The 26098-nt window shown below is 41.7% G+C and carries 31 protein-coding genes and 2 pseudogenes; 1 reads left to right on the top strand and 32 read right to left on the bottom strand.

The features are described from left to right. Window positions 1-256 precede the first annotated feature (256 nt). The 25 genes and pseudogenes from IYQ92_RS04880 to IYQ92_RS04755 form a co-directional block, all read right to left on the bottom strand. On the bottom strand, window positions 257-1039 hold the full coding sequence (locus IYQ92_RS04880; protein WP_195675609.1) for a DivIVA domain-containing protein: 783 nt from the start codon (window positions 1037-1039) through the stop codon (window positions 257-259). 9 nt (window positions 1040-1048) lie between these two features. Then, window positions 1049-1837 (bottom strand): RNA-binding protein, encoded by a 789-nt coding sequence (locus tag IYQ92_RS04875; RefSeq protein WP_195675608.1) that lies wholly within the window; start codon window positions 1835-1837, stop codon window positions 1049-1051. Next, on the bottom strand, window positions 1837-2088 hold the full coding sequence (locus IYQ92_RS04870; protein WP_195675607.1) for a YggT family protein: 252 nt from the start codon (window positions 2086-2088) through the stop codon (window positions 1837-1839). The genes IYQ92_RS04875 and IYQ92_RS04870 overlap by 1 nt, the downstream gene beginning before the upstream one ends. 8 nt (window positions 2089-2096) lie before the next feature. After that, a complete protein-coding gene (locus IYQ92_RS04865; protein WP_195675606.1) occupies window positions 2097-2666 on the bottom strand; it encodes a cell division protein SepF in 570 nt (189 codons plus the stop codon). Window positions 2667-2677: 11 nt separating this feature from the next. After that, entirely contained in the window at window positions 2678-3352 is a 675-nt protein-coding gene (locus IYQ92_RS04860; protein ID WP_195675605.1) for a YggS family pyridoxal phosphate-dependent enzyme, read from the bottom strand. Next, entirely contained in the window at window positions 3352-4641 is a 1290-nt protein-coding gene (gene ftsZ, locus IYQ92_RS04855; protein WP_195675604.1) for a cell division protein FtsZ, read from the bottom strand. Before ftsZ ends, IYQ92_RS04860 begins: the two co-directional genes overlap by 1 nt. 20 nt (window positions 4642-4661) lie before the next feature. After that, window positions 4662-6035: a cell division protein FtsA gene (gene ftsA / locus IYQ92_RS04850; RefSeq protein ID WP_195675603.1), complete on the bottom strand. Its 1374-nt coding sequence runs from the start codon at window positions 6033-6035 to the stop codon at window positions 4662-4664. Between the two features lie 137 nt (window positions 6036-6172). After that, entirely contained in the window at window positions 6173-7351 is a 1179-nt protein-coding gene (locus IYQ92_RS04845) for an FtsQ-type POTRA domain-containing protein (protein WP_195675602.1), read from the bottom strand. A 2-nt stretch (window positions 7352-7353) separates the two neighbouring features. Then, entirely contained in the window at window positions 7354-8430 is a 1077-nt protein-coding gene (locus tag IYQ92_RS04840; RefSeq protein WP_195675601.1) for a UDP-N-acetylglucosamine--N-acetylmuramyl-(pentapeptide) pyrophosphoryl-undecaprenol N-acetylglucosamine transferase, read from the bottom strand. 1 nt (window position 8431) lies between these two features. Then, on the bottom strand, window positions 8432-9787 hold the full coding sequence (murD, locus tag IYQ92_RS04835; RefSeq protein WP_195675600.1) for a UDP-N-acetylmuramoyl-L-alanine--D-glutamate ligase: 1356 nt from the start codon (window positions 9785-9787) through the stop codon (window positions 8432-8434). Between the two features lie 131 nt (window positions 9788-9918). Further along, window positions 9919-10158, bottom strand: a complete 240-nt coding sequence (locus IYQ92_RS04830) for a DUF3165 family protein (RefSeq protein ID WP_195675599.1) — start codon at window positions 10156-10158, stop codon at window positions 9919-9921. A 26-nt stretch (window positions 10159-10184) separates the two neighbouring features. Next, the gene (typA, locus tag IYQ92_RS04825; protein ID WP_195675598.1) at window positions 10185-12026 is read right to left on the bottom strand and encodes a translational GTPase TypA; all 1842 of its coding nucleotides are present in this window, start codon (window positions 12024-12026) and stop codon (window positions 10185-10187) included. A 166-nt stretch (window positions 12027-12192) separates the two neighbouring features. Continuing rightward, window positions 12193-12402 (bottom strand): LPXTG cell wall anchor domain-containing protein, encoded by a 210-nt coding sequence (locus IYQ92_RS04820; RefSeq protein WP_195675597.1) that lies wholly within the window; start codon window positions 12400-12402, stop codon window positions 12193-12195. 166 nt (window positions 12403-12568) lie between these two features. Then, complete coding sequence (locus tag IYQ92_RS04815; protein ID WP_195675596.1) at window positions 12569-12715, bottom strand: hypothetical protein; 147 nt, start codon at window positions 12713-12715, stop codon at window positions 12569-12571. Next, window positions 12712-13263: a Rib/alpha-like domain-containing protein gene (locus tag IYQ92_RS04810; protein WP_195675595.1), complete on the bottom strand. Its 552-nt coding sequence runs from the start codon at window positions 13261-13263 to the stop codon at window positions 12712-12714. Before IYQ92_RS04810 ends, IYQ92_RS04815 begins: the two co-directional genes overlap by 4 nt. A 75-nt stretch (window positions 13264-13338) precedes the next feature. Next, on the bottom strand, window positions 13339-13731 hold the full coding sequence (locus IYQ92_RS04805; protein WP_195675594.1) for a hypothetical protein: 393 nt from the start codon (window positions 13729-13731) through the stop codon (window positions 13339-13341). A 154-nt stretch (window positions 13732-13885) separates the two neighbouring features. Next, window positions 13886-14113, bottom strand: a complete 228-nt coding sequence (locus IYQ92_RS04800) for a hypothetical protein (RefSeq protein WP_195675593.1) — start codon at window positions 14111-14113, stop codon at window positions 13886-13888. Window positions 14114-14197: 84 nt separating this feature from the next. After that, window positions 14198-15447: pseudogene (locus IYQ92_RS10260) on the bottom strand (hypothetical protein); the annotation flags it as partial. Between the two features lie 176 nt (window positions 15448-15623). Beyond that, a complete protein-coding gene (locus tag IYQ92_RS04785) occupies window positions 15624-16118 on the bottom strand; it encodes a hypothetical protein (protein ID WP_195675591.1) in 495 nt (164 codons plus the stop codon). An 84-nt stretch (window positions 16119-16202) separates the two neighbouring features. After that, window positions 16203-16646, bottom strand: a complete 444-nt coding sequence (locus IYQ92_RS10605; RefSeq protein WP_324253059.1) for a putative cross-wall-targeting lipoprotein signal domain-containing proteiin — start codon at window positions 16644-16646, stop codon at window positions 16203-16205. A gap of 40 nt (window positions 16647-16686) precedes the next feature. Then, a complete protein-coding gene (locus IYQ92_RS04775) occupies window positions 16687-17004 on the bottom strand; it encodes a hypothetical protein (RefSeq protein WP_195675590.1) in 318 nt (105 codons plus the stop codon). 206 nt (window positions 17005-17210) lie between these two features. Next, window positions 17211-17585 carry a rhodanese-like domain-containing protein gene (locus IYQ92_RS04770; protein WP_195675589.1) on the bottom strand — a complete coding sequence of 125 codons (375 nt, stop codon included), beginning with the start codon at window positions 17583-17585 and terminating at the stop codon, window positions 17211-17213. 9 nt (window positions 17586-17594) lie between these two features. Further along, window positions 17595-18563 carry an ROK family glucokinase gene (locus tag IYQ92_RS04765; RefSeq protein WP_195675588.1) on the bottom strand — a complete coding sequence of 323 codons (969 nt, stop codon included), beginning with the start codon at window positions 18561-18563 and terminating at the stop codon, window positions 17595-17597. Next, entirely contained in the window at window positions 18556-18768 is a 213-nt protein-coding gene (locus IYQ92_RS04760) for a YqgQ family protein (protein ID WP_195675587.1), read from the bottom strand. Before IYQ92_RS04760 ends, IYQ92_RS04765 begins: the two co-directional genes overlap by 8 nt. Window positions 18769-19026: 258 nt before the next feature. Next, window positions 19027-19557 carry a Dps family protein gene (locus IYQ92_RS04755; protein ID WP_195675586.1) on the bottom strand — a complete coding sequence of 177 codons (531 nt, stop codon included), beginning with the start codon at window positions 19555-19557 and terminating at the stop codon, window positions 19027-19029. A gap of 102 nt (window positions 19558-19659) precedes the next feature. On the opposite strand from IYQ92_RS04755, the gene IYQ92_RS04750 reads away from it, so the two are divergent. Continuing rightward, window positions 19660-20043 (top strand): prepilin peptidase, encoded by a 384-nt coding sequence (locus IYQ92_RS04750; RefSeq protein ID WP_195675585.1) that lies wholly within the window; start codon window positions 19660-19662, stop codon window positions 20041-20043. 18 nt (window positions 20044-20061) lie between these two features. Here IYQ92_RS04750 and nth read toward each other — a convergent pair whose 3' ends face one another. From nth to IYQ92_RS04715, 7 genes and pseudogenes are all read right to left on the bottom strand, one after another. Then, window positions 20062-20694 carry an endonuclease III gene (nth, locus tag IYQ92_RS04745; protein ID WP_195675584.1) on the bottom strand — a complete coding sequence of 211 codons (633 nt, stop codon included), beginning with the start codon at window positions 20692-20694 and terminating at the stop codon, window positions 20062-20064. 119 nt (window positions 20695-20813) lie between these two features. Then, window positions 20814-21859, bottom strand: a pseudogene (locus IYQ92_RS04740) (zinc-dependent alcohol dehydrogenase family protein). A gap of 94 nt (window positions 21860-21953) precedes the next feature. Further along, complete coding sequence (srtB, locus tag IYQ92_RS04735) at window positions 21954-22838, bottom strand: class B sortase, LPKTxAVK-specific (RefSeq protein ID WP_195675583.1); 885 nt, start codon at window positions 22836-22838, stop codon at window positions 21954-21956. A gap of 113 nt (window positions 22839-22951) precedes the next feature. Then, on the bottom strand, window positions 22952-24109 hold the full coding sequence (locus IYQ92_RS04730) for an AbrB/MazE/SpoVT family DNA-binding domain-containing protein (protein WP_229311314.1): 1158 nt from the start codon (window positions 24107-24109) through the stop codon (window positions 22952-22954). Window positions 24110-24816: 707 nt separating this feature from the next. After that, window positions 24817-25347: a DUF6261 family protein gene (locus IYQ92_RS04725; protein ID WP_324253061.1), complete on the bottom strand. Its 531-nt coding sequence runs from the start codon at window positions 25345-25347 to the stop codon at window positions 24817-24819. A gap of 60 nt (window positions 25348-25407) precedes the next feature. Next, window positions 25408-25560 (bottom strand): hypothetical protein, encoded by a 153-nt coding sequence (locus tag IYQ92_RS04720; protein WP_195675581.1) that lies wholly within the window; start codon window positions 25558-25560, stop codon window positions 25408-25410. A 442-nt stretch (window positions 25561-26002) separates the two neighbouring features. Further along, window positions 26003-26098: IS3 family transposase (locus tag IYQ92_RS04715; protein WP_133162783.1), on the bottom strand; the 96-nt coding region annotated here is incomplete at its 5' end.

The following is a 26098-nucleotide window of genomic DNA, read 5'->3' as shown; positions in this document are numbered from 1 at the left end:
TATCAAAAGTAAGGTTCATAGCTCTGCTATTTCCCAAAAATAAAAGGCTCCCGCCAAAAAGGACGAAAGCTCGTGGTACCACCTTAGTTCAGAGTAGAAATACTCTACTCCCTCTTGCGATTCGTAAGGTGAATCCAACCTCTCATCCTACTTTATTCAGACAAGATGACTGAAAATGATCTTCTAATCCTCAGGGAATGTAGGGCTTCCACCATCTCCTACTCGCTGTTAATGTAAGAATCAGACACTGTTTTTCTTAATCTTCAATATTTAGTTTAAATGTTTGTGTTTCACCAAAATCCAAGACTGGCTCTACCGTTGTTGCAGTTGATGTCTCAATGGTTTCTGACTCAACAACACCAGCAGCTTCTAACTGCTTGTTACTTACTTCAACACGACGTTGTAGTTCTTCCATTTCTTCAGGGGTAAACTGACGAGTCGCATCAAATGAAGCAGAGTCATCCTCTGTTTCAATGTGTTCATCAAGAACTTTCTCAACAACTTCCTTGAAAGCTACATCTGAATTTTGAAGATAAACAGCAGTTGGTTTCAATAATTCATCCCAAACTGGTGAATTTGCAAGTCCTAATTGACCTTCAACTTCTGCAATCAAACGTTGGTGGAAAATACGTGTTTGACGTTTCAATTCTTCTGTTTCAACCGCGACACGTTTTGCCTCATCAGTTGCTTCACGAAGAATGTCATTTGCTCTTGATTTTGCTTCATCAATCAAGTGTTGTGAGTCAAAGTTAGCTTTGCTGACAACGTTAGCTGCTTCATCATGAGCAGATGTTTTCACTTTTTCAGCCGTCTCTTGTGCCAAAATAACTGATTGAGAAAGTGACTCTTTCATCTCATTGAAGTAAGCCAATTTTTCTTCAAGCGTCTTAATTTGACTTTCTTGTTCATGATTTTTGCGAACAAGTGCTTCATAATCCTCAACAACAATGTCAAGAAATTCATTAACTTCTTCTTCGCTATAACCGCGGAACTTAACTGAAAATGTTTTATCTTTAATTTCAAGCGCTGTAAGTGTCATACCTTCTCCTTATTTATGTATCAATTTTTCTATTGTTAACTTAATTTTACCATTTTTGGTCAAGCCATTTTCTTGAATGATTGTAAAACGACCAAAACCTCGCACACTGACCATATCATCTATAGCTAGTAGCTCAGCGGTTCTTCCCACATTAGCATAGTTGACCTTTACCCTATCGGACACAATCAACTTAACTGCCTCTTGCCGCGACAATTTCAAGACAGTAGCTATTAGTTTATCCAATCTCATGCTTGAGACAAGTACATCCATTGTTTGATAGTCTTGTTCTTGAGTCAGTAACTCTTGAAAAGGAACTTCTTTCAATGAGACGCTAGCTCTGCCGATTTTTTGCACTGAAGTCATCAAATAGGAGACCAAGCTCGATTCAACAACTAACTGGGCTTTACCATTCTGAACCAATATATCCCCTAGTACAGAACGTTTTATCCCAAGTTGATTGAGAAGAGTTCCCATGATTTGCGCATGCGTCAATTGATTAAATTTAGCATTATAATCAATTGCAATCAAGGTCATTTCAAAATCAGCTTCATCAAAACTATAATATTCTGGCGCTAGGATAACCTTAGCATACTCTGTCTGATAATAGTCTGAAGAAAGGTAATAAGTCATACCACGCTGACCAAGGATGCTCTTGACAATCTTAACTTGACGCGGATTAAGAAACTCCGTCACATAGTAAGTATAAGTGTCCTCAACCCTCTGAGCCAAGTTATCTATCCGATCGATAAAGGAAATTTCTTTAGGCCGAAAATGCTGATAAATATCTTTAGCAACCATTAGGCAAATATCATAATCAGAACACGACTCAACCAGTTAAGTGCCAACATGACAACTAATATGGTAAAGTCTAAACCTGCAAATTGTAAATGAAGCTTTCTAAATGGTTTAATGACTGGCTCAACAAGCTGTGACAATAACTGACCAAGCCATGTGTCATAAGCTCCAGGAAACCATGATAGTAAAGCATAGGCAAGCATCAAATAGGAATAAACGTTAAGGGCTCTCAATACTATTATCAATAATAACATAAGAATTCCTAGCGTCGTTTCATATCAAAGTCAAAGCCAGACTCTGGATTGGTTTTCGGAATATTCATTTCCTCAATATCAACAACAACATTGGCTGGCGTCAATAAATACATTGAACTACCAACTTTTTGCAACGAACCATAAAGTACACGACTCGCTCCATCAATAAAATCAAGGCAACGACGTGCTTGAGCATCAAGCATATACTGAAAATCAATCAAGACACATTCATTAACAATCAGCAAGTCTACAATTTCTTGAGCATCCTCATATTTACGTGGATACTTCAAAGCAATCGTGATTTGTTCTTGTTGACTAGCTAAGGCTTCTCTGCGTTCTGCCATTGCATTTACCATTTCTTTTTGAGCTGATGTTCCTTCGTGATACGGTGCTGTCGCATAAGGTTGACGTTCCCTTTGTTTTTGCTGTGGTTGACTTGGAGTCGATACAGCTGGACGTGGTACTGTTGGCTTAGGTTGTGGACGAACAACTTCGTCCTCAACAGTTTCCTCAACATCGCTCACATCATCGGTATCAAAGTAAGAAATAATCTTTTCAAATCTATCTTTTAATGCCATTGTTTCCCCCATTATTTAAAGAAAGATGTGCCAATTCTTACGAATGTAGAACCATTTTGAATAGCAATCTTATAGTCGCCACTCATTCCCATACTGAGTTCTGAAAATGGCATATATTTCATCTTTTTATCTGCTAACTGTTGTCTTAAAAGATTGGTTTTGCTAAAAATATCAGCAATTTCTTTCTCAGTCGCAGCAATCGGCGCCATCGTCATCAAACCAACCAACTCAACTTTATCGAAGTCGGCCATTTGCGCCAACGCATCTTCAACTTCCTCTGGGCTAAAACCATGCTTGCTCTCTTCACCAGAAATATTAACCTGTAAGAAACATTTAACAGGATGCTCTGCACGTTTTTGAATTTCTGCGGCAAGCTTCACAGAATCTAAGGCATGAAAATAATCAACATAATTGATAACATCTTTAACCTTACGACGTTGCAAAGTTCCGATTAAATGCCATGTCAAGTCATAATCTTTTAAGGCCTGGTATTTATCAAGAAACTTATCCACACGATTTTCACCGATGTGAGTCACTCCTATGTCCACAAGAGCGCGAGCAACCTCGCTATCAACATATTTAGTAACAGCAACAACAGTCACGCTATTTTGAGGCCGTCCTGCTTCAATAGTTGCTTGAGCAACTTGGTTAAAAATCTTTGTTTTATTTTCTTGTAAAGTCATCATTAGCGGTTTTTAAAGAATGGAGGTGTTTCTAATTCGTCGTCTGAGTCAACTTTACTAGAGAAAGTTGACATTGACAATTTACTGTCTAATTCGCCTTCTGTTGGGCGTGTGATATTATCACGACGTAAATCCCAACTACCAAAAGCTGATGGCTGATTATGATTTACAGACGCTGATGGTGTTGGCTGAGCAGGCATTTTTCGTGTTTCTGACATGTCAAAATGTGATGGTCGTTCATAGCTTGGTTGAGGAGCTGGCTCTGAAAAGGCACCAGCTGATGAAGCAGAACGATTAGCAGATGAAGCTGTAAAGCCTGAAACTTTATCAGTCTTATCCTTACGAACACCTGTTGCGACAACTGTTACACGGATTTCATCTTTCATGTCCATGTCGATTGAAGTACCCAACCAGATGTTAGCACCTTTACCAGCAGCTTGACTGACAATTTCAGATGCTTCTTCAGCTTCTGTAAGGGTCATGTCCATACCACCAGTAACGTTAACGATAACGTCTTCAGCACCGTCAATTGTTGTTTCAAGAAGTGGTGAATAGATTGCTTTACGAGTTGCTTCTGTGATGCGTTCTTCACCAGAACCGATACCAACACCCATCAAGGCATTACCTTTGTTTGCCATAACTGATTTTACATCGGCAAAGTCAAGGTTGATAAGACCTGGGTTAGTAATCAAATCTGTAATCCCTTGAACACCTTGACGAAGGACATTATCAGCTTCGCTCAATGCTTCAAGAAGTGGCGTCTTCTTATCAACGATTTCAAGAAGATTGTTATTTGAAATAATAAGCAATGTGTCAACTTGTTCACGAAGTTCTTGAATACCTTCGATTGCGTAGTTAGCACGCTTGTTTCCTTCAAAGCCGAATGGGCGTGTAATAACTGCAACTGTAAGAGCACCTAGACTTTTAGCAATGCGAGCGATAACTGGTGCAGCACCTGTACCAGATCCACCACCCATACCAGCAGTGATGAAGACCATGTCTGCTCCAGTAAGAGCTTCTGTCAATACTTCCTCACTTTCTTCAGCAGCTTTACGACCAACTTCAGGTTGACCTCCAGCACCAAGACCACGAGTCAATTTAGGTCCAAGCTGAATAACAGTTTCGGCTTTTGAACTGCTTAGTGCTTGAATATCTGTGTTGGCTGCGATGAATTCAACACCTGCAACACCTTCATCAATCATACGGTTAATGGCATTACCGCCACCTCCACCAACACCGATTACTTTAATTACCGCACCTTGAACTGATGCTGCATCAAATGAAAATACCATTTTATTTCCTCACTTACTTGTTAATCAAACATGCTACCAAAAATACCACGAAGACGATCTGTCACTTTTACTTTAGGTTGAGCTGGTTGTTTTGGTTGAGTTTGGGGTTGAATTGGTTCCATAGCTGGTGTTGCTACTGGACTTGGTTCAACATAGGTTGACGTTTGCGTTGGGGTAGGGACCATAGGCTCAGGAACATCAAAAGCAACTGGCTGATGACGTAGAGCTTCTTCCCCTGTCACAGCATGCTGAGCAATAATATCAACATCTGACAACATACCAACGTAATCAACAATACTAATAACATTAGCAAAAATCGGATTACGAATACCAACTTGGTTTGGAACATGAAGTTTAACCTGTGTTCCAAAAACTTCTTGAGCAACGTCAACCACACCCGGCATAATTGCACCACCACCGACTAGAATAATACCACCAGGCAAGTCCAGCAGGCGTCCACGACTCAAATCCTGTTTTACATTTTCAAGAATTTGGCGAATGCGTCCAGAGATAATTTGAGATAAGTAGTTTTCTGTGATTTCAATTGGTTCATCGCTACCAACAACGTTAACTTGAACCGTCTCAGTCATGCTAGCTTCCTCAACATTAGCCTGACCAAAATTAAATTTCAAAGCTTCCGCAATTTCCATGGTTGTGCGCAAAACTTTTGAAATATCTTTTGTAACGTAATCGCTACCTTCTGGGTAAATGTTGGTGTATTGTAATTCTTGGTTGCGCATTGAAGCGACAGTCGTTTGACCGCCACCCATATCAATAACGGTTGCACCAAATTCACGTTCACCTTCGTTCAAGACTGACTTAGCTATGGCAAGCGGCGTGATAACAACGTTTTCAACCTTGATACCAGCACGTTCAACCGTCTTACGAAGATTGTGCATAATAGTTGTTGGACCAGTGTAAATCAAGCCACGCATTTCAAGGCGAATTCCCATCATGCCACGCGGATCACGAATCCCCTGGAAACCGTCAACGATAAATTCTAAGGGAACCAATGAAATAACTTCACGTTCTGGAGTGATACTCTTGGTCAAAGCTGATTTAACAACACTTTCAACATCTTCATCTTTGATTTCTTTTGAGTCACTCGGAACAGGAATCATTCCTTGGGTTGGTTCGATTTGAAGAAGATTAGCGGGTAGTCCAACATTGACTTTATCAATGGTAATCCCTGCTTTTTCTTCTGCTTGTTCTATAGCTACCTTAATTGCGGCAGCTGCTGCTTCAATATCAATAATAATGCCATCTTTTACACCGGTACTTGGAACATTACTAACGCCAATCACATTCATTTCACCTGAGATGAACTCAGCAACCAGTACTTTGATTGAGCTTGTTCCTATATCTAAACCAGTAAAAAAGCCATTTCTAGCCATTCACTTGCCCTCACTATCTTTCCGTTCGTTTACTAATCAAAAACTGCCTAAAACAGAATTATTCAGAAAATATTATATCATAAAAAAACATAAAATGTCAGTATTTTACGTTTTTTGTTATGGAATATTAATCTGGGTTATTGAGCCGTTTCAGCTGTATTCTCTGAGCTTTGCTCGATTGCAGTTACATCTGTAGTAGTCTCCACCTGCTGGTCTGCTTGTGTGCTTTGTTCAGTCGTTGTTTCTGCCTGGGTAGTCGAGCTTTCTTCTGTAGTTTGCGTGTCTGATGACTGAGTGTTCTCTTGAGAAGTGGCTGCGCTGTCTGTAGCCCCTGTCGTTGTGTAAACACCAACTTCCATATCTACTGTTGAAACCTCTGTCAGATTTTTCTTCACCGTATTATAATATGGCAACTTATTCGCTAGAGTCGACAAAGGAACCAAGACAGTATTCCCATCACGCATTTCGATATTTAACAAATCCTTCGTCGTCTTAGACCCAGCTGATCTAACAATCTGAATCTGACTAACTAAAGATTTTGGCATAGACTGCAAGGTAGACACCAATTGCTTAATCATTTTCTTATCCGATAAATTTACAGTCAAATAAGTACTTGGCAGTTTTGAACTATCGAAGGGCTCTGTTGTCAACTGACCATTTTCTAAAATGGGTTGATAGCCCGAATTGGTCTGGGCGTAAACATAGATGGAAAATTCCTTGATAGCAAAATTAAACTGATTAGGAAATTTATAAGTCAAGCTTGCTGACTTGACCCATTCATCATTAGCCACTGCTGATTGTTCGTAGGTTTTATGATGTAAAATCAACTGGGTAATATAATCATTAGCCTTGATTTTCGCAGCACTAATCACGGTCTCTGATGCCGTATTTTTCGCCCCCGAAACAGTAACAGTCTTTTGCTTGCTGAAAGGTGTCAAGAAAAAGATTGAAATAAGCAATATCGGAATTGCTAAATACAATAAAGGTCTCGCTCTATTTCTCGGATTTTTAGCACGTTTTTTTGCCTTAGCTCGGCGTTTTTCACCTCGGGTAGGCTTTTTCGGCTTAGCTTTCTGATTTTTTTTAGGTTTTGGAGCTTTTCTTTTGTTCTTTTTAGGATCGTCAACCTCTTCGTCTTCGGGCTCCAAGTGATATTGCCGACGTTTTTCCAAGCGTAACTTTTCACTTAGTTGCTTTTGTTCTTCCTCGTGTTCCTTACGTTTTTTCTGAAACTCTAAATTACGCTTCTGCCATTCAGTCAGCACAAGCTCTTCTCTTTCAGAACTTTCTGGTTTATCTTGTTTATCTTTAGGCATCGTTATCCTTTTGTCACTTTAGCCATGTCGCTATTTAATAGGTCATAGAATTCTTCTTGAGATTTGATTTCTTGAGATTCTGCCATGGCTTTTCGATAGGTTTCTTCTTGGGTCAATAACTGAGCGACTTTAGCATCTAAATTCTCCAAAGTAAGATCAGACTCCATCAGCTGAACAGCGTAGCCCTTTTTCTCAAAATAAGCCGCATTTTCAAGCTGGTCACCCCGGCTCGCTTCTTTTCCAAGAGGAACAATCACATGGAGTTTTTGCATGGCTACCAACTCAAAAATCGTATTAGACCCACCGCGTGTCACAACAACATCAGCCAAATCCATCAAGGGTTGGTAGAGGTCAGTGACATAATCCACACGGTAAAGGTTCGGTTTTAGCTGATTGAGAGACTTATCTCCAGAAATATTGATGACATTGTATTTCTCAGTCAAAGCTGACTCATTCGTGATGAAATCATTAAAGACTTTGGCACCAGCTGAACCACCAATGAACAAGAGGGTCTTCAAGTTTGGATTGAAGGTTCCCTTGATTTTAGCCAATTCAGGATGCTCAGTAGTGCTCTTTTCTTTGGCAACTTTGGTAATGGCACCAACGTGTTTTGCTTTAGTCAGACCATGAGCCTGTTCAAAGGTTGTGTACATGGTTGTCGCAAATTTGTAGGCAATCTTGTTAGCAAGCCCCATAGACAGGTCTGATTCATGGACAAATACCGGTACACCAAGTGTACGCGCAGCAATGACCGGAGGTACAGAAACAAAGCCACCTTTTGAAAAGAGAGCCTGTGGACGAATTTTAGCAATGATAGCTAGAGACTGGAGCACTCCCCAGCCCACTTTGAAAACATCCAGCATATTTTGCCATGAAAAATAGCGGCGGAGTTTGCCTGTCGCAATAGAATGGAATTTAACATCCAAACCAGACTTGGTGATTTGTTCGTGTTCAATACCGTGCTTGTCACCAATATAGTGCACTTCCCAGCCGTCTTTCAAAAACTTAGGAATCAGAATCAAATTGAGGGTCACATGCCCAACTGTTCCACCACCTGTGAATACAATTTTCTTGACCATGTTATTCTCCCTTTAAGGCTTCAAAAATAGCAATGAACTCATCCCCACGCACTTCAAAGCTCTTGTACATATCCCAAGAGGCATTGGCGGGGCTGAGAAGGACAACGTCTCCTGCTTCTGCTAGGTCAAAGGCCTTCACTGCAGCGTCTTTGACATCTGTCGCGTCACTGTAAACAACACCCGCTTTATCCGCTGCACGTTTAACACGCGGAGCTGATTCTCCCAAAATCACCATGTGCTTCAAGCCAGTAATATCTGGAACCAACTCATCGAATTCATTTCCACGGTCAAGACCACCTGCGATGAGGATAACCTTGCTGTTATCAAAACCTGACAGAGCCTTTTGGGTTGCTAGGATGTTGGTTGATTTAGAGTCGTTGTAGAATTTCACACCTTTGATGTCACCAAGAGATTGAAGGCGGTGTTTAACCCCACCGAAGTGAGCAAGAGTTTCTTTGATAGCTTGGTTGTCGATGCCTGATAATTTTGCGACAGCAATGGTTGCCAAGGCATTTTCAACGTTGTGGCTACCAGGAACGCCGATTTCATCAGCTGCCATGATAGCTTCGCCTTTAAAATAAAGCACACCATCTTGAGCATAGGCACCATCAACCACTTCTGTTGTTGAAAATGGGACAACCGTTGCTTGCGTTTTAGTCGCCAAGTCTTTTGCCAATTCCTGATTGAAATTAAGCACCATAAAATCAGTCGCCGTCATGCGATTTTGAATATTCCATTTTGCAGCAACGTAATCTTCAAATGAGCCATGGTAGTCGATATGAGTAGGCATCAAATTGGTAATGACAGCAATGTGTGGATGGAAAGCGTCTACTCCCATCAACTGGAAGGATGACAATTCCATCACCAAAGTATCTGTAGCCTTGGCTTCTTGGACAACTTCGCTGGCAGGAAAACCGATATTTCCTGACAAGAGACTTGATTGACCGCCAGCATTCAAAACATCAGCAATCATAGTTGTCGTTGTTGTCTTACCATTTGAGCCTGTAATCCCAATAATTGGCGCTTCTGAAACAAGATAAGCCAACTCAACCTCCGTGTAGACTGGAATACCTTTTTCAAGAGCACGCGCCACCATTGGATTATCATAACGAATCCCTGGATTTTTCACCATCAATTCAAAATTTTCATCCAAGAGTTCAAGAGGGTGGTGACCACAAATCACCTTGATGCCTTCTTCTAATAGGGCTTGCGCTGATGGATTTTCATCAAAAGGTTTGCCATCATTGACCGTCACGATGGCACCAAGTTTGGTCAAAAGGCGAGCTGCCGCTTCCCCAGAACGCGCCAAACCAAGAACAAGCACTTTTTTATTTTCAAATGTCTTAATTGCTTTCATAATCTGTCCAATTCTATCTGTTTTTATCTCTACTATTTTACCCTTAATCAAGAGCTTTTTCAAGGCAAAGACAAGTCTTGCTTTTGACGTTCAAGCAAAAAGAGAGCCGAACCTGAAGCTCAACTCTCTTTCTATTTTTTAGGCAATCGGAGAACATCTCTCATTGCAAGACTACCAATTACAATCATGATGACACCGACAAATACTTCGCCAGGCAAGGCAATGATTTTAATAAAACTCATCACTGACAAGACAACCAGTAATGCAATCAAACCAACAACACCGATAGCATTGAGGGTTGATTGAACGGATTTTGGCGCCATGAAAATATAATAAAGGGCGATAAGAATGGCAATGATTAAATAGAACATAATCGAGACTACCTTATATTAACTGATTATTCAGCCGATTTCTTCTTTTTATTTGCTTTGTCACGCGCAGCTTTGTTCAAGATTTGTTTACGCAAACGGATTGATTCTGGCGTTACTTCCATGTACTCATCATCTGCCAAGAATTCAAGAGATTCTTCCAAAGTAAGGATACGTGGAGTCTTGATAACAGCTGTTTGGTCTTTGGTTGCTGAACGGACGTTGGTCATTTGTTTAGCAGTTGTGATGTTAACACCAAGGTCATTATCACGTGAATTTTCACCAACAATCATCCCTTCGTAAACTTCAGTACCTGGGTTAACGAAGATTGTACCACGTTCTTCAATACGCATGATTGAGTAAGTTGTTGCTTTACCATTTTCGATAGAAACAAGGGCACCACGGTGACGTCCACCGATTTCACCTGCAACAACTGGCAAGTATTGGTCAAAGGTGTGGTTCATGATACCGTAACCACGTGTCATTGATAGGAATTCAGTTGAGTATCCGATCAAACCACGGGCTGGAATCAAGAAGATAAGACGAGTTTGTCCATTACCGACCATTTGCATATCAAGCATGTCACCCTTACGTTCTGACAAGCTTTGGATAATAGCACCTTGGTATTCTTCTGGTGTATCAATTTGAACACGTTCGAATGGTTCGCATTTCACGCCGTCAATTTCTTTGATGATAACTTCTGGACGTGATACTTGAAGCTCATATCCTTCACGACGCATTGTTTCGATAAGGATTGACAAGTGCAATTCTCCACGACCTGAAACTGTCCATTTATCTGGTGAATCAGTTGGGTCAACACGAAGGGATACGTCAGTTTGAAGCTCAGCCAAAAGACGTTCTTCAACTTTACGAGATGTAATCCATTTACCTTCACGACCTGCAAATGGTGAGTTGTTTACCAAGAAAGTCATTTGAAGAGTTGGTTCATCAATACGCAATACTGGAAGCGGTTCAACGGCATCAGTCGGTGTTACTGTTTCACCAACGAAGATGTCTTCCATACCTGAAACGGCAATCAAATCACCTGCTTTAGCTTCTTGGATTTCGCGACGTTCAAGACCGAAGAAACCGAAAAGTTTTGTAACGCGGAAGTTTTTAGTTGTGCCATCAAGTTTTGAAAGGGTAACATTATCACCAACCTTAACAGTACCACGGAAAACACGTCCGATACCGATACGCCCAACGAAGTCGTTGTAGTCAAGAAGTGACACTTGGAATTGAAGGGGCTCATCTGAGTTATCAACTGGCGCTGGAATGTGGTCAATGATTGTATCAAAGATCGGTGCCATTGTTTTTTCTTGGTCAGCTGGATTGTCTGACAATGAAGATGTTCCATTGATAGCTGATGCGTAAACAACTGGGAAATCCAATTGGTCATCATCGGCACCAAGTTCAATGAAGAGCTCAAGAACTTCGTCAACAACTTCTTGTGGACGAGCTGATGGTTTATCGATTTTGTTAACAACAACGATTGGTGTCAAGTTTTGCTCAAGCGCTTTTTTCAAGACAAAACGTGTTTGTGGCATTGTACCTTCGTAAGCATCGACAACCAAAACAACACCGTCAACCATTTTCATGATACGTTCAACTTCTCCACCGAAGTCCGCGTGTCCAGGTGTGTCCATGATGTTGATACGAACGTCGTTGTAAGCAACAGCAGTATTTTTAGCAAGGATAGTGATTCCACGTTCTTTTTCAAGATCGTTTGAGTCCATTGCACGTTCTTGCAATTCTTTACGTTCGTCAAGTGTGTGTGATTGTTTCAGCAATTCATCAACAAGGGTTGTTTTACCGTGGTCAACGTGGGCGATGATGGCTACGTTGCGGATATCATTTCTTAATTTTGTCATGTCTTCCTCTAATTTATTCAGTTTAAATTCTTTTAACTTATGAATTATAACATAAAATATCCAAAAAATCAGAGATAAACTTAGTGTAAATGTTTTCACCTAAGTGAATATCGTCTTTATTTGAATAGGAATCCTCTTCTAAAATTGTTACAAACTTTAGCAGATTTTACTTTTCCTTGAGTGATTTAGAGATTTTTCTCAGCTTTAATTTACCTGCAAAGCCAAATAGTAGACTAGAGAGAGCTAATAAAGCACCGACTACATAGTGAGTTTCTGTCTTGTCACCTGTACTTGGTAAGACTGAAGATTTAGTAATAGAAGTGACTTGAGGTTGAGAATTAGTTGTTTGTTTTACTTCCTTGATATTATCGCTCATAGGGAGGCTGGTTTGAGGTTTGAAGATTGGGGCAGGCGTGCTAGTTTGTGTAGACTTATGCTCTGAATTGACTTTGCTTTCTGAGTTAGATTTATAACTTGATTCATTGCTTCGTTCTGTTTTAACCTTGCGGGACAGCTGTGCTCTATGCTCTAGCTCTGCTCTTCTATTCAGACTGACGTTTTAATTCAGCTTCGCGTTCCAAATCAAATTTACGTTTCAAGTCTGCTTCATGCTCCAAGTCTGCTTTATGGGCTGATTCGTATTGACGTTTCAATTGAGCTTGGCGCTCTAGCTCTGCTCTCCTATTCAATTCAATTCAGATTGGCGCTCTAATTCAGCTTCACGTTCCGAATCAAATTTACGTTCTAAGTCCGCTTCATGTTCTAATCCTGCCTTGCGTTCCAACTCAGCTTGGTGTTCTAATTGAGCTTGGCGCTCTGCTTCGGCTTTACGTTCCGCTTCAAAGTCCACAAAGCAAACAGGAATAGCTACTTTGTCAATGCTGCCATCCGCATAGTGGATAGACACTTTGGCGAATCCCATCTCTCCAGCCTTGGTCGTTTTTGGTGTTTCATCGACTGTCACATAGTAAGAGTCTGCCGCTTCTGAGACAACTACCTGATTAGACAGTTGCTCGGCTGTTACTATTGAACCCTGCTCCACCTTCAATTCCATCGCTCTAACATCAAAATGATTACGATAAACATGTAAAATCTCATTACTGCGATAATTTGACAAATCAATAGCAGACAATTTCACTTCATTATCACCGTATTTTAGTGGAATAATAATATCTTTTTCAATTTTAACACCGCCTTTTAGACTGTAAAGACTAGTGTGGTCAACCGAATCTATCAAGGAATCGTCCTGGTACAACTTCAACTTCAAGGAATCGTCCGTCGCAACAACATGTACTCTAGCCCCTATCCGAAGTTAACTCACGCTCAGCAATCGTCGAGCCAATACTTGGGCTCTTTTGGTCAAAGAACATCCGTCTGACAATGCTTGCTCTTTCACCCCCTCAGTTACAACCTCAGCACGAATGGCAGTATTGAACCGACTGAGAAGCATTTTCGTCGCAAAGGTGTACTGCTTACCAGCATACAAAACTGTTCGTCCACTTTCCAGCGGTTTTGTATTTGTATGCAAGACTGTCACTGGGATAATAATCGCCTCTCCGACCGTATTGCCCTCGTCATCAACCTGCTTCACTTCCACATATTTTATCTTATCGCCTTCTTTGATATGACCGACCACACCCATCACAGGAATAACCTTACCATTTAGGGTCGCTTCGCTAGCTGTTTCTAGCAAAACTGGCGTCATTAAAAAGACTGATGGGTATTTATGGTCACTATCTCAAACCTTCCTTAGCTTCGCTCTTAGCCAAAGCTGTGTTGAGACTAGCAGACTGACGGTAAGTGAAATGCAATTTGGCATCAGCTGCTACATTGAAACCAATCGTCACTGTTTCAGCATCTTAAAAACAAGTATTAAATTGGGATTTCAACAGCATCTTTCCAACACGTTCCTTAGCGATAAAAATTGGTACTTTCTTCCCATTTTCTTCAATTTTCAGCGTTCTTTCGGATGATACCTGTTTCTTGAAAATTAAGACCGTCCAAGCTTTTTCAAGTATCATGCCAGTTGCCTTGGGCACCTCTTTGCCGTTCACGGTAATGTTATCGTAGGCGTAATAAGTCAGCACCCACTAGACTTAGATGAGCTGATTTTTTCGGTTGTCGTGTCTAAGTATTTTTCAGCTGTATCTGCTGGTTTTGGCGCCTCAATTGTAGCTGTTCACATTATTTTCAACAACTTCAAAATAACTTGGAAAATGCGTCAATTCTTTCTTCTGACCGTTTTGAACTAAGTAGATTTTCTTGACTTTTGTTGCCGCTTCGCTGGTCTTAAAGAGCATTTCCAGCGTGACGGTACCTGTTTTTGCTGTCACCCATGTTTTGACATCAGCGGGTGTATTATTGAGGCGAATAGAGGTGACATTAGCCAGGTCAATCTTAGACAAGTCTAGGGCTACATCTTTTTGCTCAGCCAAGGCTTTCATAGCCCCATCTTTAAATTCTGTCATGATTTCAGAGCTAGAGTCAATGTTGTCAATCGTAAATTCTAAACGACATTTTCCGGCATTATAAGTCAGTTTGTAAGTCTTGCTCAAATTAACATTTTGTTCGTCATTTTTAAGAATATCCTCCACATTTTTTTACCGCATTGAGACGGCGGACAGGGAGTGAGGAGATGTGACGACTATCATCTGGAAGTGCGATACCGATCTTGACAGATTTTGCAGTTGTTGCTGTGCGAGAATGCTCCAAAGGCTCGTCATTAACATAAATCTTACCGCCCTTAGATGTGATGGCTGCATAACTTGAAAAGACTAAGTCGTGGTAATCTTTGGTTTCACCTGTGGATAACTGTTCAAAATGGGTATTGCTCAAATAATCCACAGCCGTGATATTCACAAATTTGGTATCTGCAAAATAATCTGCTGTGACGGTGATTTCCTTGTTACGATGTTTGTTGCGGTAAACACTCAAAGTCGTATTATCGAATTGATTCTTATTTAAAGCCTCTTTTGGAATAACGAGCTTGCCTCCTTCAACTTGCAAAATGTTATTACCAACCTTGGTTGCTTTAGCCGGGTCCATCCACAAAGGCAATATGGAGGGACTTGGCATATTTGATAGCACCAGCTTTATCTTCAACAGAATTATCCACAGATTTAGTTGGTTTTGTGCCCGGCGGTGTGCTTAAATCATAACTTGGTTTAACAGGTTTAGTTCCCGGTGGAGTAATCAAATCAAAATTATTTTGACTGCCACCGACGTATTTGACAGATTGGATGTAAAGGTCTTTTAAGTCAATGCCACTATCTTTAACCTTAAAGGTCACACGTTTCCAGCGGTTGCCAAGATTTTCTAGCTTAGTCTCTGCTTTGGCGCTAAGGTAAGGCTTGTTGTTGTCCATTTTAATGTAATAATGGTAAATTTGAACACCTTCGCCGCCGATGCCTTTATTATTCAGTTTGGCCTTGATTTGGTAAATATAAGTCTTGTCACCTTCTGCTGGTTTACCCTTGATTTTACCGTCCCAAACGGAATCTGGCATCATAGCAAAACTATTTCGATAATCCAAACGATACAACTTACGGATATCGTGCGATTTCCCGATAACGTGCAGAACTTCTTTGGTCGTTCCGTCTAAAATAGAATACTCGATTGACTCCATATTACGCAGAGCTGCGATAAGCCAATCAAGTGGCCCGATGAAGACAAGAGTGGTTTTGCCTGCACATATTCTCTTGAAAAATAGACTTTCTTTACACCAGTAATCGACTTGATTTTTTCGATTTCACTCGCCAAAACATCAAAGGCAGCACCATTGACAATGGCGTTATAACGCTTGACCTTTTCTTTATCGATAGCAACTGTTTTTGAAATCTCATCAAGAATCTTATCCTGTTCTTCTTTAATTTCCCGCAGTTTTTTCTCAATTTCAGCTTGGCTTAATTGGGCAACAGTCTTTTGCTGCTGACTAGCATAATCTAACATAGAAGCCTTGGCAAACTCAACAATGGCACGCACACACTGCTCATTAGGAATTGTTGGACTTGGCGTTTCAGTTGCCACAGGATTGGATTCTGTAATAGGTGCACTTGTTTCAAGGTTGGAGTTCTTGTCCTCATCAGACGTCACGGACTGCTTGTCTTTAATCAGTGACTCAGCAACCGGTGCTACTTCTTGATTAACCTTATCAGAAATGTCTGATTTGACGATTTCTTATGCTGCTGGCTTAGAAGCTGTGCTAGTTTGGGCTACTGGCTCTGGGACTTCTGGCGTCTTTGAACTAGATTCTTCCGTGACCGGCTCTGCTATCATTTCAGATTTAGTAGTCAATGATGAATCTGATAGTTGTGTTGTTGACTGCTTTTGAGAAGAAGCACTGTCTTGGTCAGCGACCGCTTTTGCTACTTCTGTAGTTGCTGTTGGATTAGAAATAGCTTTCGCTACTGTGCTGACTTCTGTCCTTGTGTCTACATTTGTCTTGCTGGCAGGTGTTACCGTCTTGACCGTAGAGGAAATCGGCGTTTCATCCGCTTTTACTGATGTAGCATTAGTTGCAAGACTTGCCACCGCTACTGTTCCCAAGAGAGCACCGCACAAACTGCGACACACCTTACTTTTTCTGAAGCCAAATTTGTCTGTCTTTTTATAAAATGTCATACCTTCCCCATTTCTAATAATCTCCTTCGCACCCTTCATCCTATGCAAAAAGAATCCCTCGCCTGATTTCCGGCAAGGGGCATACCTTATCATCACTATCATCATAAATAAAGTGATTCTGATGTCCAAAATTTTTTACTTCATCCACTACACAATTCTTAAGAAAGATAGTAGTGCCCTGACAGGATGGCGACAGTTGCAAAAGATGAAGATGCGAATCAATTAAAAAGACTTTTGTCGATTCTTTTTGAAGAGGCAAATCAATGTAAACATTACCATCATACTGACAAATTCGACAATCATTTTCCCTAATCTCTAGGCGATTTGAGGGCATTTCTTGGTATTTATCATGAGCCATGGTTTTACCTCTTCAAGAATATTAATCAGTTAATTAACTAGTTAAGCGTAATTTTAGCACTCGACTTTTACCTTGTCAATAGGAAAAGGACAAATCAGTTTTTTTAGAAAATAACAGCCCCGCAATTCTCTAATATCAACAGAAAAATAAAAAAATCTAATCCTGAAAAAATCAGAATTAGACCTTTTAAAAAATTGATAATCATCTTATTTAGTTTTACCAGTCCAGTAATCAAAACCATCTTTGAGGACATAGACATCAGTAAATCCAGCTTTTTTGAGCATGAAAACGAGACGAGGAATTGCTTGACCGCGACTAGCATCGTAAATTAAAATCGGTTTGTCCTTACGAAGTGCTGACAAGCTCAATTTAAATTGGCTGGCAGGAAGATTACGAGCCCCCATGATGTGCTTGGTGTGAAAAGCTGTTGACTCACGAACATCAACGATTTGTCCACCGTGCATCAAGCCTTCAAAGGTTTCATTGTCAATAAATTTAGCTGCGCGACGCACACGGTAATAGTTCCAAGCTGTCCAAGCAAGAAAAGCTAATACAATAATCAGAATTAAAATCCAGCTCACGATAAACTCCTATTCTGCAAATTGGCTTGCAAGGCTAGCAGCACCGATGATACCCGCATCATTTCCAAGCTCAGCAATTTTAATTTTTGTTGATTTTCGAACTTGTGGAAAAGCAAATTTTTGGAAGTTATTTTCAATACGGCTACGCAAAAATTCACCTGCGGCTGACACACCACCACCGATAACAACTGAATCTGGGTTCAAAATATTAGAAATGTTAGCTGACGCAAGTCCAAGGTAGAAAGAGACTTTATCCACAACGGTGTTGGAAAAGTGGTCACCTTCTTTAGCAGCGTCAAAAATGTCCTTACTTGAAACAGCTTCACCATTGTCAATAGCTGCTTTAATCTTAGAGTCGCCTTCGTATTCTTCAGCCAATTTACGAGCAACACGGACAACACCTGTTGCAGAAGCGACAGTTTCCAAACAGCCATGGTTTCCACAAGTACAGTCAAAACCGTCTTCCGGCTCAACAACAATGTGACCGATTTCGCCACCAGCACCAGCGACACCGTGAATGAGGTTACCATCAGCGATAACACCGCCACCGACACCAGTACCAAGTGTGACAAAGACAACGTCTGGATTGTTAGCGCCAGCTCCCACCCAGCGTTCACCTAGCGCAGCCACATTGGCATCATTATCAATAGCAAATGGAATACCGAGTTCGGCTTCGATGACTGAACCAACTTCTTGTGTGCTTGCCCAGTTAAGATTGAAAGCGCCTGTAACAGTTTTCTTATCGCGGTCAACGGCACCAGGAGACCCCATACCGATACCAACGAAGTCATCTTTGGTCAAATTATAAAGTGCCAAACGGTGTTTCAATGAAGCAACGATGTCTGGAACAATGTGTTTGCCATCTTCCAAAATGTTGGTTTCGATTGCCCATTTTTCTTGAACTTCTCCTTCAAGAGTCAAAATCCCAAATTTAACAGTTGTGCCGCCAAGGTCAATTCCAAGTAATTTTTTAGCCATTGTGTTTTTCCTTTTCTAATTCAATACGGTGCTCGCGTCGTAAAATCAATTCAGCAACCATGTAGTCTTCCTTACTAACAAGGCTGTTATCGTATAAACGTTCCAGCTCAATCTTCATCATCTCGATGTCGTAGAGGCGTTTGCCAAGATAAACGTAAATACCAAATCGTTTCAACAACTGCTGCACATCATATAAAGTTTTCATAACTAAATTTTACCAAAACCAGACCAACTTTTCAAGGAAATTATGCAAACGGTTGCTTATTTGATAAAAAAGGAGAGTGGGACAAAAATCGCGAAGATGAAGCCTTCGATTTTGTCGTCCCACCTCCGCACAGTTGAGTAGGTCTCTAAGTACTGATTTATCAGTGCTTAGATGCCACTCAACCACTGCGACTGATCATTATTATAAATTACATACTAAGAGGTTGGGTACTTTTGTCCCAACCTCAATTAGTCTAGATTATTTCAACCCTGGTGCTTGACCAAGTTCTGCTTGGAGCATCCAAACTGTCTTTTCAGCATCGGTTTGTGCTGCGGTAAATAGATCATTGCTTGGAGCATCGCCTTCTTCGTCAGTCACTTGGAGACCAACTTGGTAAAGGTTTGAAAGGTAAGTGTAAACCTCAACCAAGCGTTTCAAATGCTCTGCCATGCTCTTGTCAAAGCGTCCTGGCGCTTCCTTCAAACCAGAATGTTCATCAAATTCTTTCAAGGTTGAATAAGGAGCACCGCCAATGGTAATCAAGCGTTCGCTCATCTCATCCAAATGGGCATTCAAGCCATCCATCAACTCATCCATTTTAGGATGAAGGTAGAAGAAGCCTGTACCACGCATGTACCAGTGTACTTGGTGAACAATTGAAGCTGCCTTAGACAAATCAGCTACCGCTTGGTTCAAAACTGCCTTAGTCTTAGGATTCTTGCTAGCACCTGCTGCTGGAATATTATGGGTAATAGAAGCATAGATTGTTTCAGTCATTGTTTGTGTCATAATCGTTTCTCCTTTTTAGAATAATTATTATTTACAGTTATATATTAGAACTAATCTAAATAAAAAGCAAGAATTCTGCTCAGCTTTTACGAATAAAAAGATATGATTCATTTTTTATTGATTGGCATGAGTTTTTGGCTCTCCTGCCACGATTATCGTCACCAAGAATATCCTCTGTGGATTTGGTTGGTCTTTAGCCTACTAGCCTTACTTTTTGCGCCACTCAACCTACTTGTGATCTGCTTCCTCCTCCTAGCTATCCTAGCCGAAATCATTGATTTGCGGATTGGCAGCGGGGACTTTCTCTACCTAGCTACGCTCAGTCTCTGCCTGTCCCTCACGCAGATTCTTTGGCTGATTCAAATCGCCTCATGGGCCGGCATCCTAGCTTTCCTCGCCATCAGAGACAAGCAAAAAAGGATAGCTTTCCTACCCTTTCTTAGTGTTGCTTATGTGATGATTTTACTGGTCAATAGCTGGCGCTAAGCTCTGCCATTTTCCAGACTAATCCAAATCATCGGGGAAATGATAAAGTTGCGGGTAATGGTCACACTCTGGATTTTTGGGATGACAGATAGCTCTGCCAAAAGAAATCATGGCCTGGTGAGCAGCCAGCCACTCTTTCGGTGGCAGAACATCCATCACGCGCTTCTCAATCTCAAGTGGTGTAGCCGATTGCTTACAAATCTGATGGTGCTTGCAAATTCTGGTCACGTGCGTGTCCACCGCAAAAGCTGGAATGCCAAAGCCTACGCTGAGGACAACGTTAGCCGTCTTGCGACCAACACCCGACAAAGTCTCTAGTTCTTCACGCGTCCTAGGCACCTGCCCATCAAAGTCCGTCAACAACTGCTTAGCACATTGGTGCAGAAAACGCGCTTTATTGCGGTACAAACCGATTTTAGCGATGTAGGGCTCGATTTCCTTGGAACTGGCTTGGGCAAAAGCAAGCGGGTCTGGGAATCGTTTGAAAAGCTCGGGAGTCACCTTATTTACCGCTGCATCCGTCGTCTGAGCTGATAGCATGACAGCCACCAAAAGCTCAAAGACATTATTAAAATTAAGACTTGGTTTGGCATCAGGGAATAATTTGATGATTTCTCGGATGACATAACGGGATTTGGCTTTTGACAGCATGGGCGCTCCATTTCTTCTTTACTTTCTTAGAGTCATTATAACACGCTTGAACTTTATCTGCGATTATCTTGATTCAAAAATGAGCTGAGCATCCGCATCCGCCCAACTCATGGTTTCTATTAGTTGTCAGCAACCACAACCAATGATTTAATAGTACGGCGTTCATCCATGGCTTTGTAGCCTTCGTGGATATCTTCCAAGTCAAAGCGTTGGGTGAAGACTTTTTCGGGATTGATGTCACCATTTAAGACAGCATCAAGTAGGACAGTTTTATCGTGGGTTGTGACTGAGGCAATACCGCCACGAAGTCCGATATTTTTCCAGAAAGGACGGTTAGTATTCATTTCAGCTTTTTGGGGAACACCGACACGTCCAACAATAGCACCTGGACGGCAAGCACTGATGGCTGTTTCAACTGATTGCTCTGTTCCGACGCATTCAAGAACGGCATCAGCCCCATTACCATCTGTAAGCGCCATAACACGCTCAACCGCTTCATCACCGCGCTCTGCCACAATATCTGTCGCTCCAAATTCAAGCGCTAGCTTTTGGCGGTCCTCGTGACGGCTCATGGCAATAATGCGCTTAGCGCCCAGCATCTTAGCCGCAATAACACCGCAGAGAGTCCAACGGCACCGTCACCCATGGCAACAACCGTGTTACCTTTCTTGACCTCAGCTGTGTAAGCAGCGTGGTAGCCTGTCGCCATGACGTCTGAGAGGGCAAGGAGGGAATTCAATTGGGTATCGCTGTAATCGCTTGGTTGACCAGGCACTTTAACCAAGCCACCGTTAGCATTGTAGTAACGCACATATTCCGCTTGGTAGCCGATATCCTTGGCGCCAGGATTGTTCATGCAGTTGCCATCAAAGCCAACTTTACAGGCAGCACATTCCCCACAGCCATGCGAAAATGGTACGACAACAAAATCGCCTGGTTTAACAGATGTCACGCCAGCACCAACTTGGTCAACAATCCCAATGGCTTCATGTCCGCAGAGCGTATTGGCTGCGCGGTCTGAAATACCACGGTACCACCACAAATCAGACCCACAAACACAGGCTCTCAAGACGCGGATAATGACATCCGTATCGGCTTGCAAAGTTGGTTTAGCGACTTCTTGAACCTCAACTTTTCCAGATTCTATAAAAACAGTTGCTTTCATTTGATTTCCTCTTTTCTAATGATACTTTCATTGTAACATAGAAAGCTAGCTGAGATCAGAAAAAAAGAAACCAGATCCAAGAGGATCTGACCCCTTAACGTGTAGCTTGATAGGTCAGCTGACTAGCGTGTTCCTTGACAAAAGCATTCATCTCATCATCTGGAATACGGCGCAGATAGAGATTAGCTCTGATGGTCGTATCCTCTTCGCGACAGGTTGATAAGACCAGGTAATGGTCGTTAGCATCAGCCTTAGCGTCAGCCTTTTTACTAATAGCGTCCTTAGCTACCTCATTCAACTGCTCTGCAAATTGTTCCTTGCTATCAAAAGAGGTGCGGTAAAAGGCAGTGGTTTCAGGCACGACGATGAAGAACATAGCTTCATAATAGTACTTCCGACTAGGCGTTTCCAAAACTACATAAGGATGTTGGTCAAAATAGCTTTGCTTATCATAAAAATTGACATCGTTAAACATCCGATGGTCAGCCACCTGACTCCCACGCGCATGCCCAAACAACCAAGTCAAAGAATCGCTGAAATCCTTCCGATTATCCTTATCCATAAAGACCGTTCCCATGAAAGGCTGATAACTGCCGTCAAAAGTATAGTCCAGATAGTGACTGTTGTCTGATGTCTGCACGACAGGCTCATCTAGCATGGTTCCTGGTGCGTAGATGTAGCCAACCACCTCTGGATTGACCGCCGACAAGTCCGCAAAGCGCTGCTTGAGGTAGGCGACTTCTTCCTGACTCGGCGCATAGGCGACCCCAGCAGAGACGGAGGCAGAAGCCGATGACGACTCTTTCGTTTTGGGGATAATGGCAGAGCTCGACTGGCTGGTTTTACTAGTGTGAGCTGGTTTTGTACTGGAAATCTTTGAAAAAGCACACCAAACTACCGCGACCAATACAAAGACTAAGAAAATAGCAAGCAGGTATTTAAGCAATGAAAGATGATGGTTAGGATGATTTCGGGACATAGTAGCTACCTCATTTTAGGCTAAAAAGGCGTCTCTTAACACTTTCAGTCTAGCATGATATGCCTTGGATAGCAAGAAAAAAATAAGACGTTTTCATCTTGCTCGAAAACGTCTTATTTTTGTGGAATTTTGATGTAAAGAATTTTGGCTTCCCTGCTAATCAACCCTTCCAAATGATTAAAAATCATCATGAGCCATGTGAAGGCAAGTAGGAAGGCAATGATTTCAAAGGCTGTCAGGGAGAGGTAGTGAATGCCTTCAAAGGCGAATTCTAAGACAACCAGGGAAGCTCCTATCAGGTAGGAGGTGACTAGAAAGTCTCGGGTGACTTTTGGGAGCAGCCAGCGCACCGATATAATGAGAATGATAATCAGGTAAACCAAGTACCCAGCTACCTTGGTGTGGATGAGGTGGGAGGTAGCGTCATTTGGAAAATAGCCTACGGCTGCCAAATCCAGCCCCAGCAAGGTTAATAAAATCCGTAGCGCAAGCAATTTTCGGCTCTGCCCATATTCTTCCCGCAGAGCTACAAAAACATAATCGACAAGAGCAATCAGGATAAAGGCTGCTAATATCAAGGTCACGTTGAACTGCCAGCTATTTCGTGCCCGCTGTGTTCCTAAAAAACTGAGATTGACCTGCCACCACTGACGGGAACTATTGGTCGCCATGGCAATGAGGATACCCAAGGTCATGACTGTCGTAAATAAACTGGTCAGCCAAGACGCCTTGAGTCGCTCTGCCACTTGCCCCCAAAACATGCCAACCGCATAGACCATGGTCGCTAGTAAAATCGAAGCCGTCACAGGGTCAAAGGAAGCTCCCTTGAACAGCTGCTCCAAGAGCCAAGAAAATCCTAGCAAGACCACCAGCAAAATGACGGTGAAAGCTACCACGATAACAGGCAGCATGCGCCAGAAGACACGGCTTTTCAAACCGCCCAGAAAGCCCTCGCGATTGTAAATGAGATTGGTGGTGAAATAACCCGTCCCAATCAAACCTCCATAGACAATCAAGAAGGTGGTGATGGAAAAATTACCTCCCAAGGCAATCTGCCCATAGCCCTGCATCCTAGCTGCGCCGTAAAAAATGAGGGTCATCAGAGCAACCAAGAAGAACATGAACCAAGTGGGCATCTTCTTACTATCCTTGGCTTCTTTTTTATAAACGATGATTTTGTCATCATCAACTTCCACTTTAAGGTCTTGACCTGCCACCAGACCAAGCTCTTCTAAAACTTCTCTTTGAATGGTAAGAGTCCTCCGTTTCAAAATCTTATAGTTCCATTATAGACGAAAAAGGGGGAGTTTGCCAATTTGATTTTTTGGGGGTTATACTTAATTCTGTTTTGATATTTTCTAACGTAGCAAGTTTATCAATGATTAAAATCACTGATAAATTACGGTAATCGCTATGGCGATTTACCTAGCTACCTTACTAACCCCATTTTCAAAATAATATCGATTTTGAAAATTCCGTGTCGTTAGGTAGTGCGGACGCAAGCGACCTCCTTCGGAAGAATGAGAAAAGCTTCGCTTTTCCTATTTCCAACCTCAAACAGTCTCCCATACTGTTTGAGCATCCCTAATTTTCGAGTCCCTTCGCTGTTTTGTTTCTAGGTTCAGGCAGAAAATGTCCAGTGGACATTTTCTCTCTCAAAAATTCCGTTCATGAGGTTGGGACAAAAGTACCCGACCTCTTAGTATGTAATCTATAATAATGTTCAGTCGCAGTGGTTGAGTGGCATCTAAGCACTGATAAATCAGTACTTAGATGCCACTCAACTGTGCGGAGGTGGGACGACAAAATCGAAGACTTCGTCTTCGCGATTTTTGTCCCACTCTCATAAATCCCACTACGGCGAAAATGTCAGTTTATGGCTCACTTCGTTCGCCTTATCTTATCTGTATAAAAACTCCCTACTTGCAAAAGTGAGGAGTTTGGGTAAATGAATTTAGTCTGCTTGTAGGGCAGTTGTTTATTTTTCTTTCCCCGCTACAGCCTTTTTACTTTTACGCTTCTTCAAACTTTCCGCGTATCCACTGCGGATGAGGTTGAGGCTGGCAAGGACTTGTGAGTAGGTAGTATTGTCAGTCAGGTAATGACTAGCCATTTCAATCTGGTTGCAAAAGTCGATGTAGCTGGTTTGTAGGGCATTACGCTTAACCTTTGCTTCAGAAAGTTTATGACCACTTTTGGCTTCGTGGCGTTTTTGGTAGGCTTCCTCAAAGCGGGTCTGACTGTCGGTTAGATTGGTAATAAAAGCTTGTAGGCTCAAGGTTTTGAGTGCTGTCTTATATGGCTCCTGCCCCAAGCTAGCAAGGAGCGCTTCGATTTGCGCAGTTTCCTTGTTTAAGTTGGAGGTTTCTATATTTTTATAATGGCTGAGCAATCCAGCTAGTTGCGTGTAGGCTGCTTGTTTGTCAGTGTTACGGCTTTTGGCATAGGCTCTGAGCCCTGATTTAAAAGCAACGAGGTCATCATCACGGTCAGCATCCGCTTCAGTGATGGCTGTGGTGTTTTGATCCAGATGCTGTACTTCAAGCGACTTTTTAAAAGCCGTCGTATCCTAGCGCAATTGAGCAAGAATAGTTAAAGACAGGTCATCTTCTAAACTATAACCTTTTTGGTCAAAATCTTTTAATGAACGCAAAGTAAGGTCCGCTAATTCATGGTTTTGGAGCTTGGCAATGGCAAGCGCTGTGAGAGACAATGTTGTCATAGAAGTTCCTCCTTATTTTGGCCTAGTCTGTGTGCTCCTTTTCAAAAAAAACAGAAATGCTTTTGCCACTCTCAGGAAATTCATAATCAAGCGATAGATTGTCTTCCCAGAAGAATTTGAAATGGCAATCAACCGCTAGTTTGGCTTCTTAGAATAATTTGAAATAACAATCCAGCGCTTGGTCAGTCCAAATCTCAATCAGACATCAAGAGCAAACCACAAAGACAGCTCTGCTATTTCCCTAAAAGATAGAAAGAAAGATTAGTGCTCTTCCTCAAAGGGTGCACAGGCTAAAATGTAATGTTATCTATAAGGCGCAAAACCTTATAAAGGCTATTATAAGCGAAAATGGGGGATTTAGAAAGCGGTTTACATGAAAAACTTGAAAATTATTGAAAAAAACGCTGATGATGTACTGACCCCAAAAAGTTAGACATTTAATTTATCCAAAGGATTTAGTTCTGTATTGCACAGGACTGAGTCCTTTTAATTTTACCTTAATTCGTTTGTTGTTGTAATAATCAATATAGTCTACAAT

Source organism: Streptococcus sp. HF-1907 (assembly GCF_015594605.1).
In the GTDB taxonomy this organism is placed as follows: domain Bacteria; phylum Bacillota; class Bacilli; order Lactobacillales; family Streptococcaceae; genus Streptococcus.
Note: the sequence above shows the minus strand (reverse complement) of the source record. Positions and strands in the feature narration are given on the sequence as shown.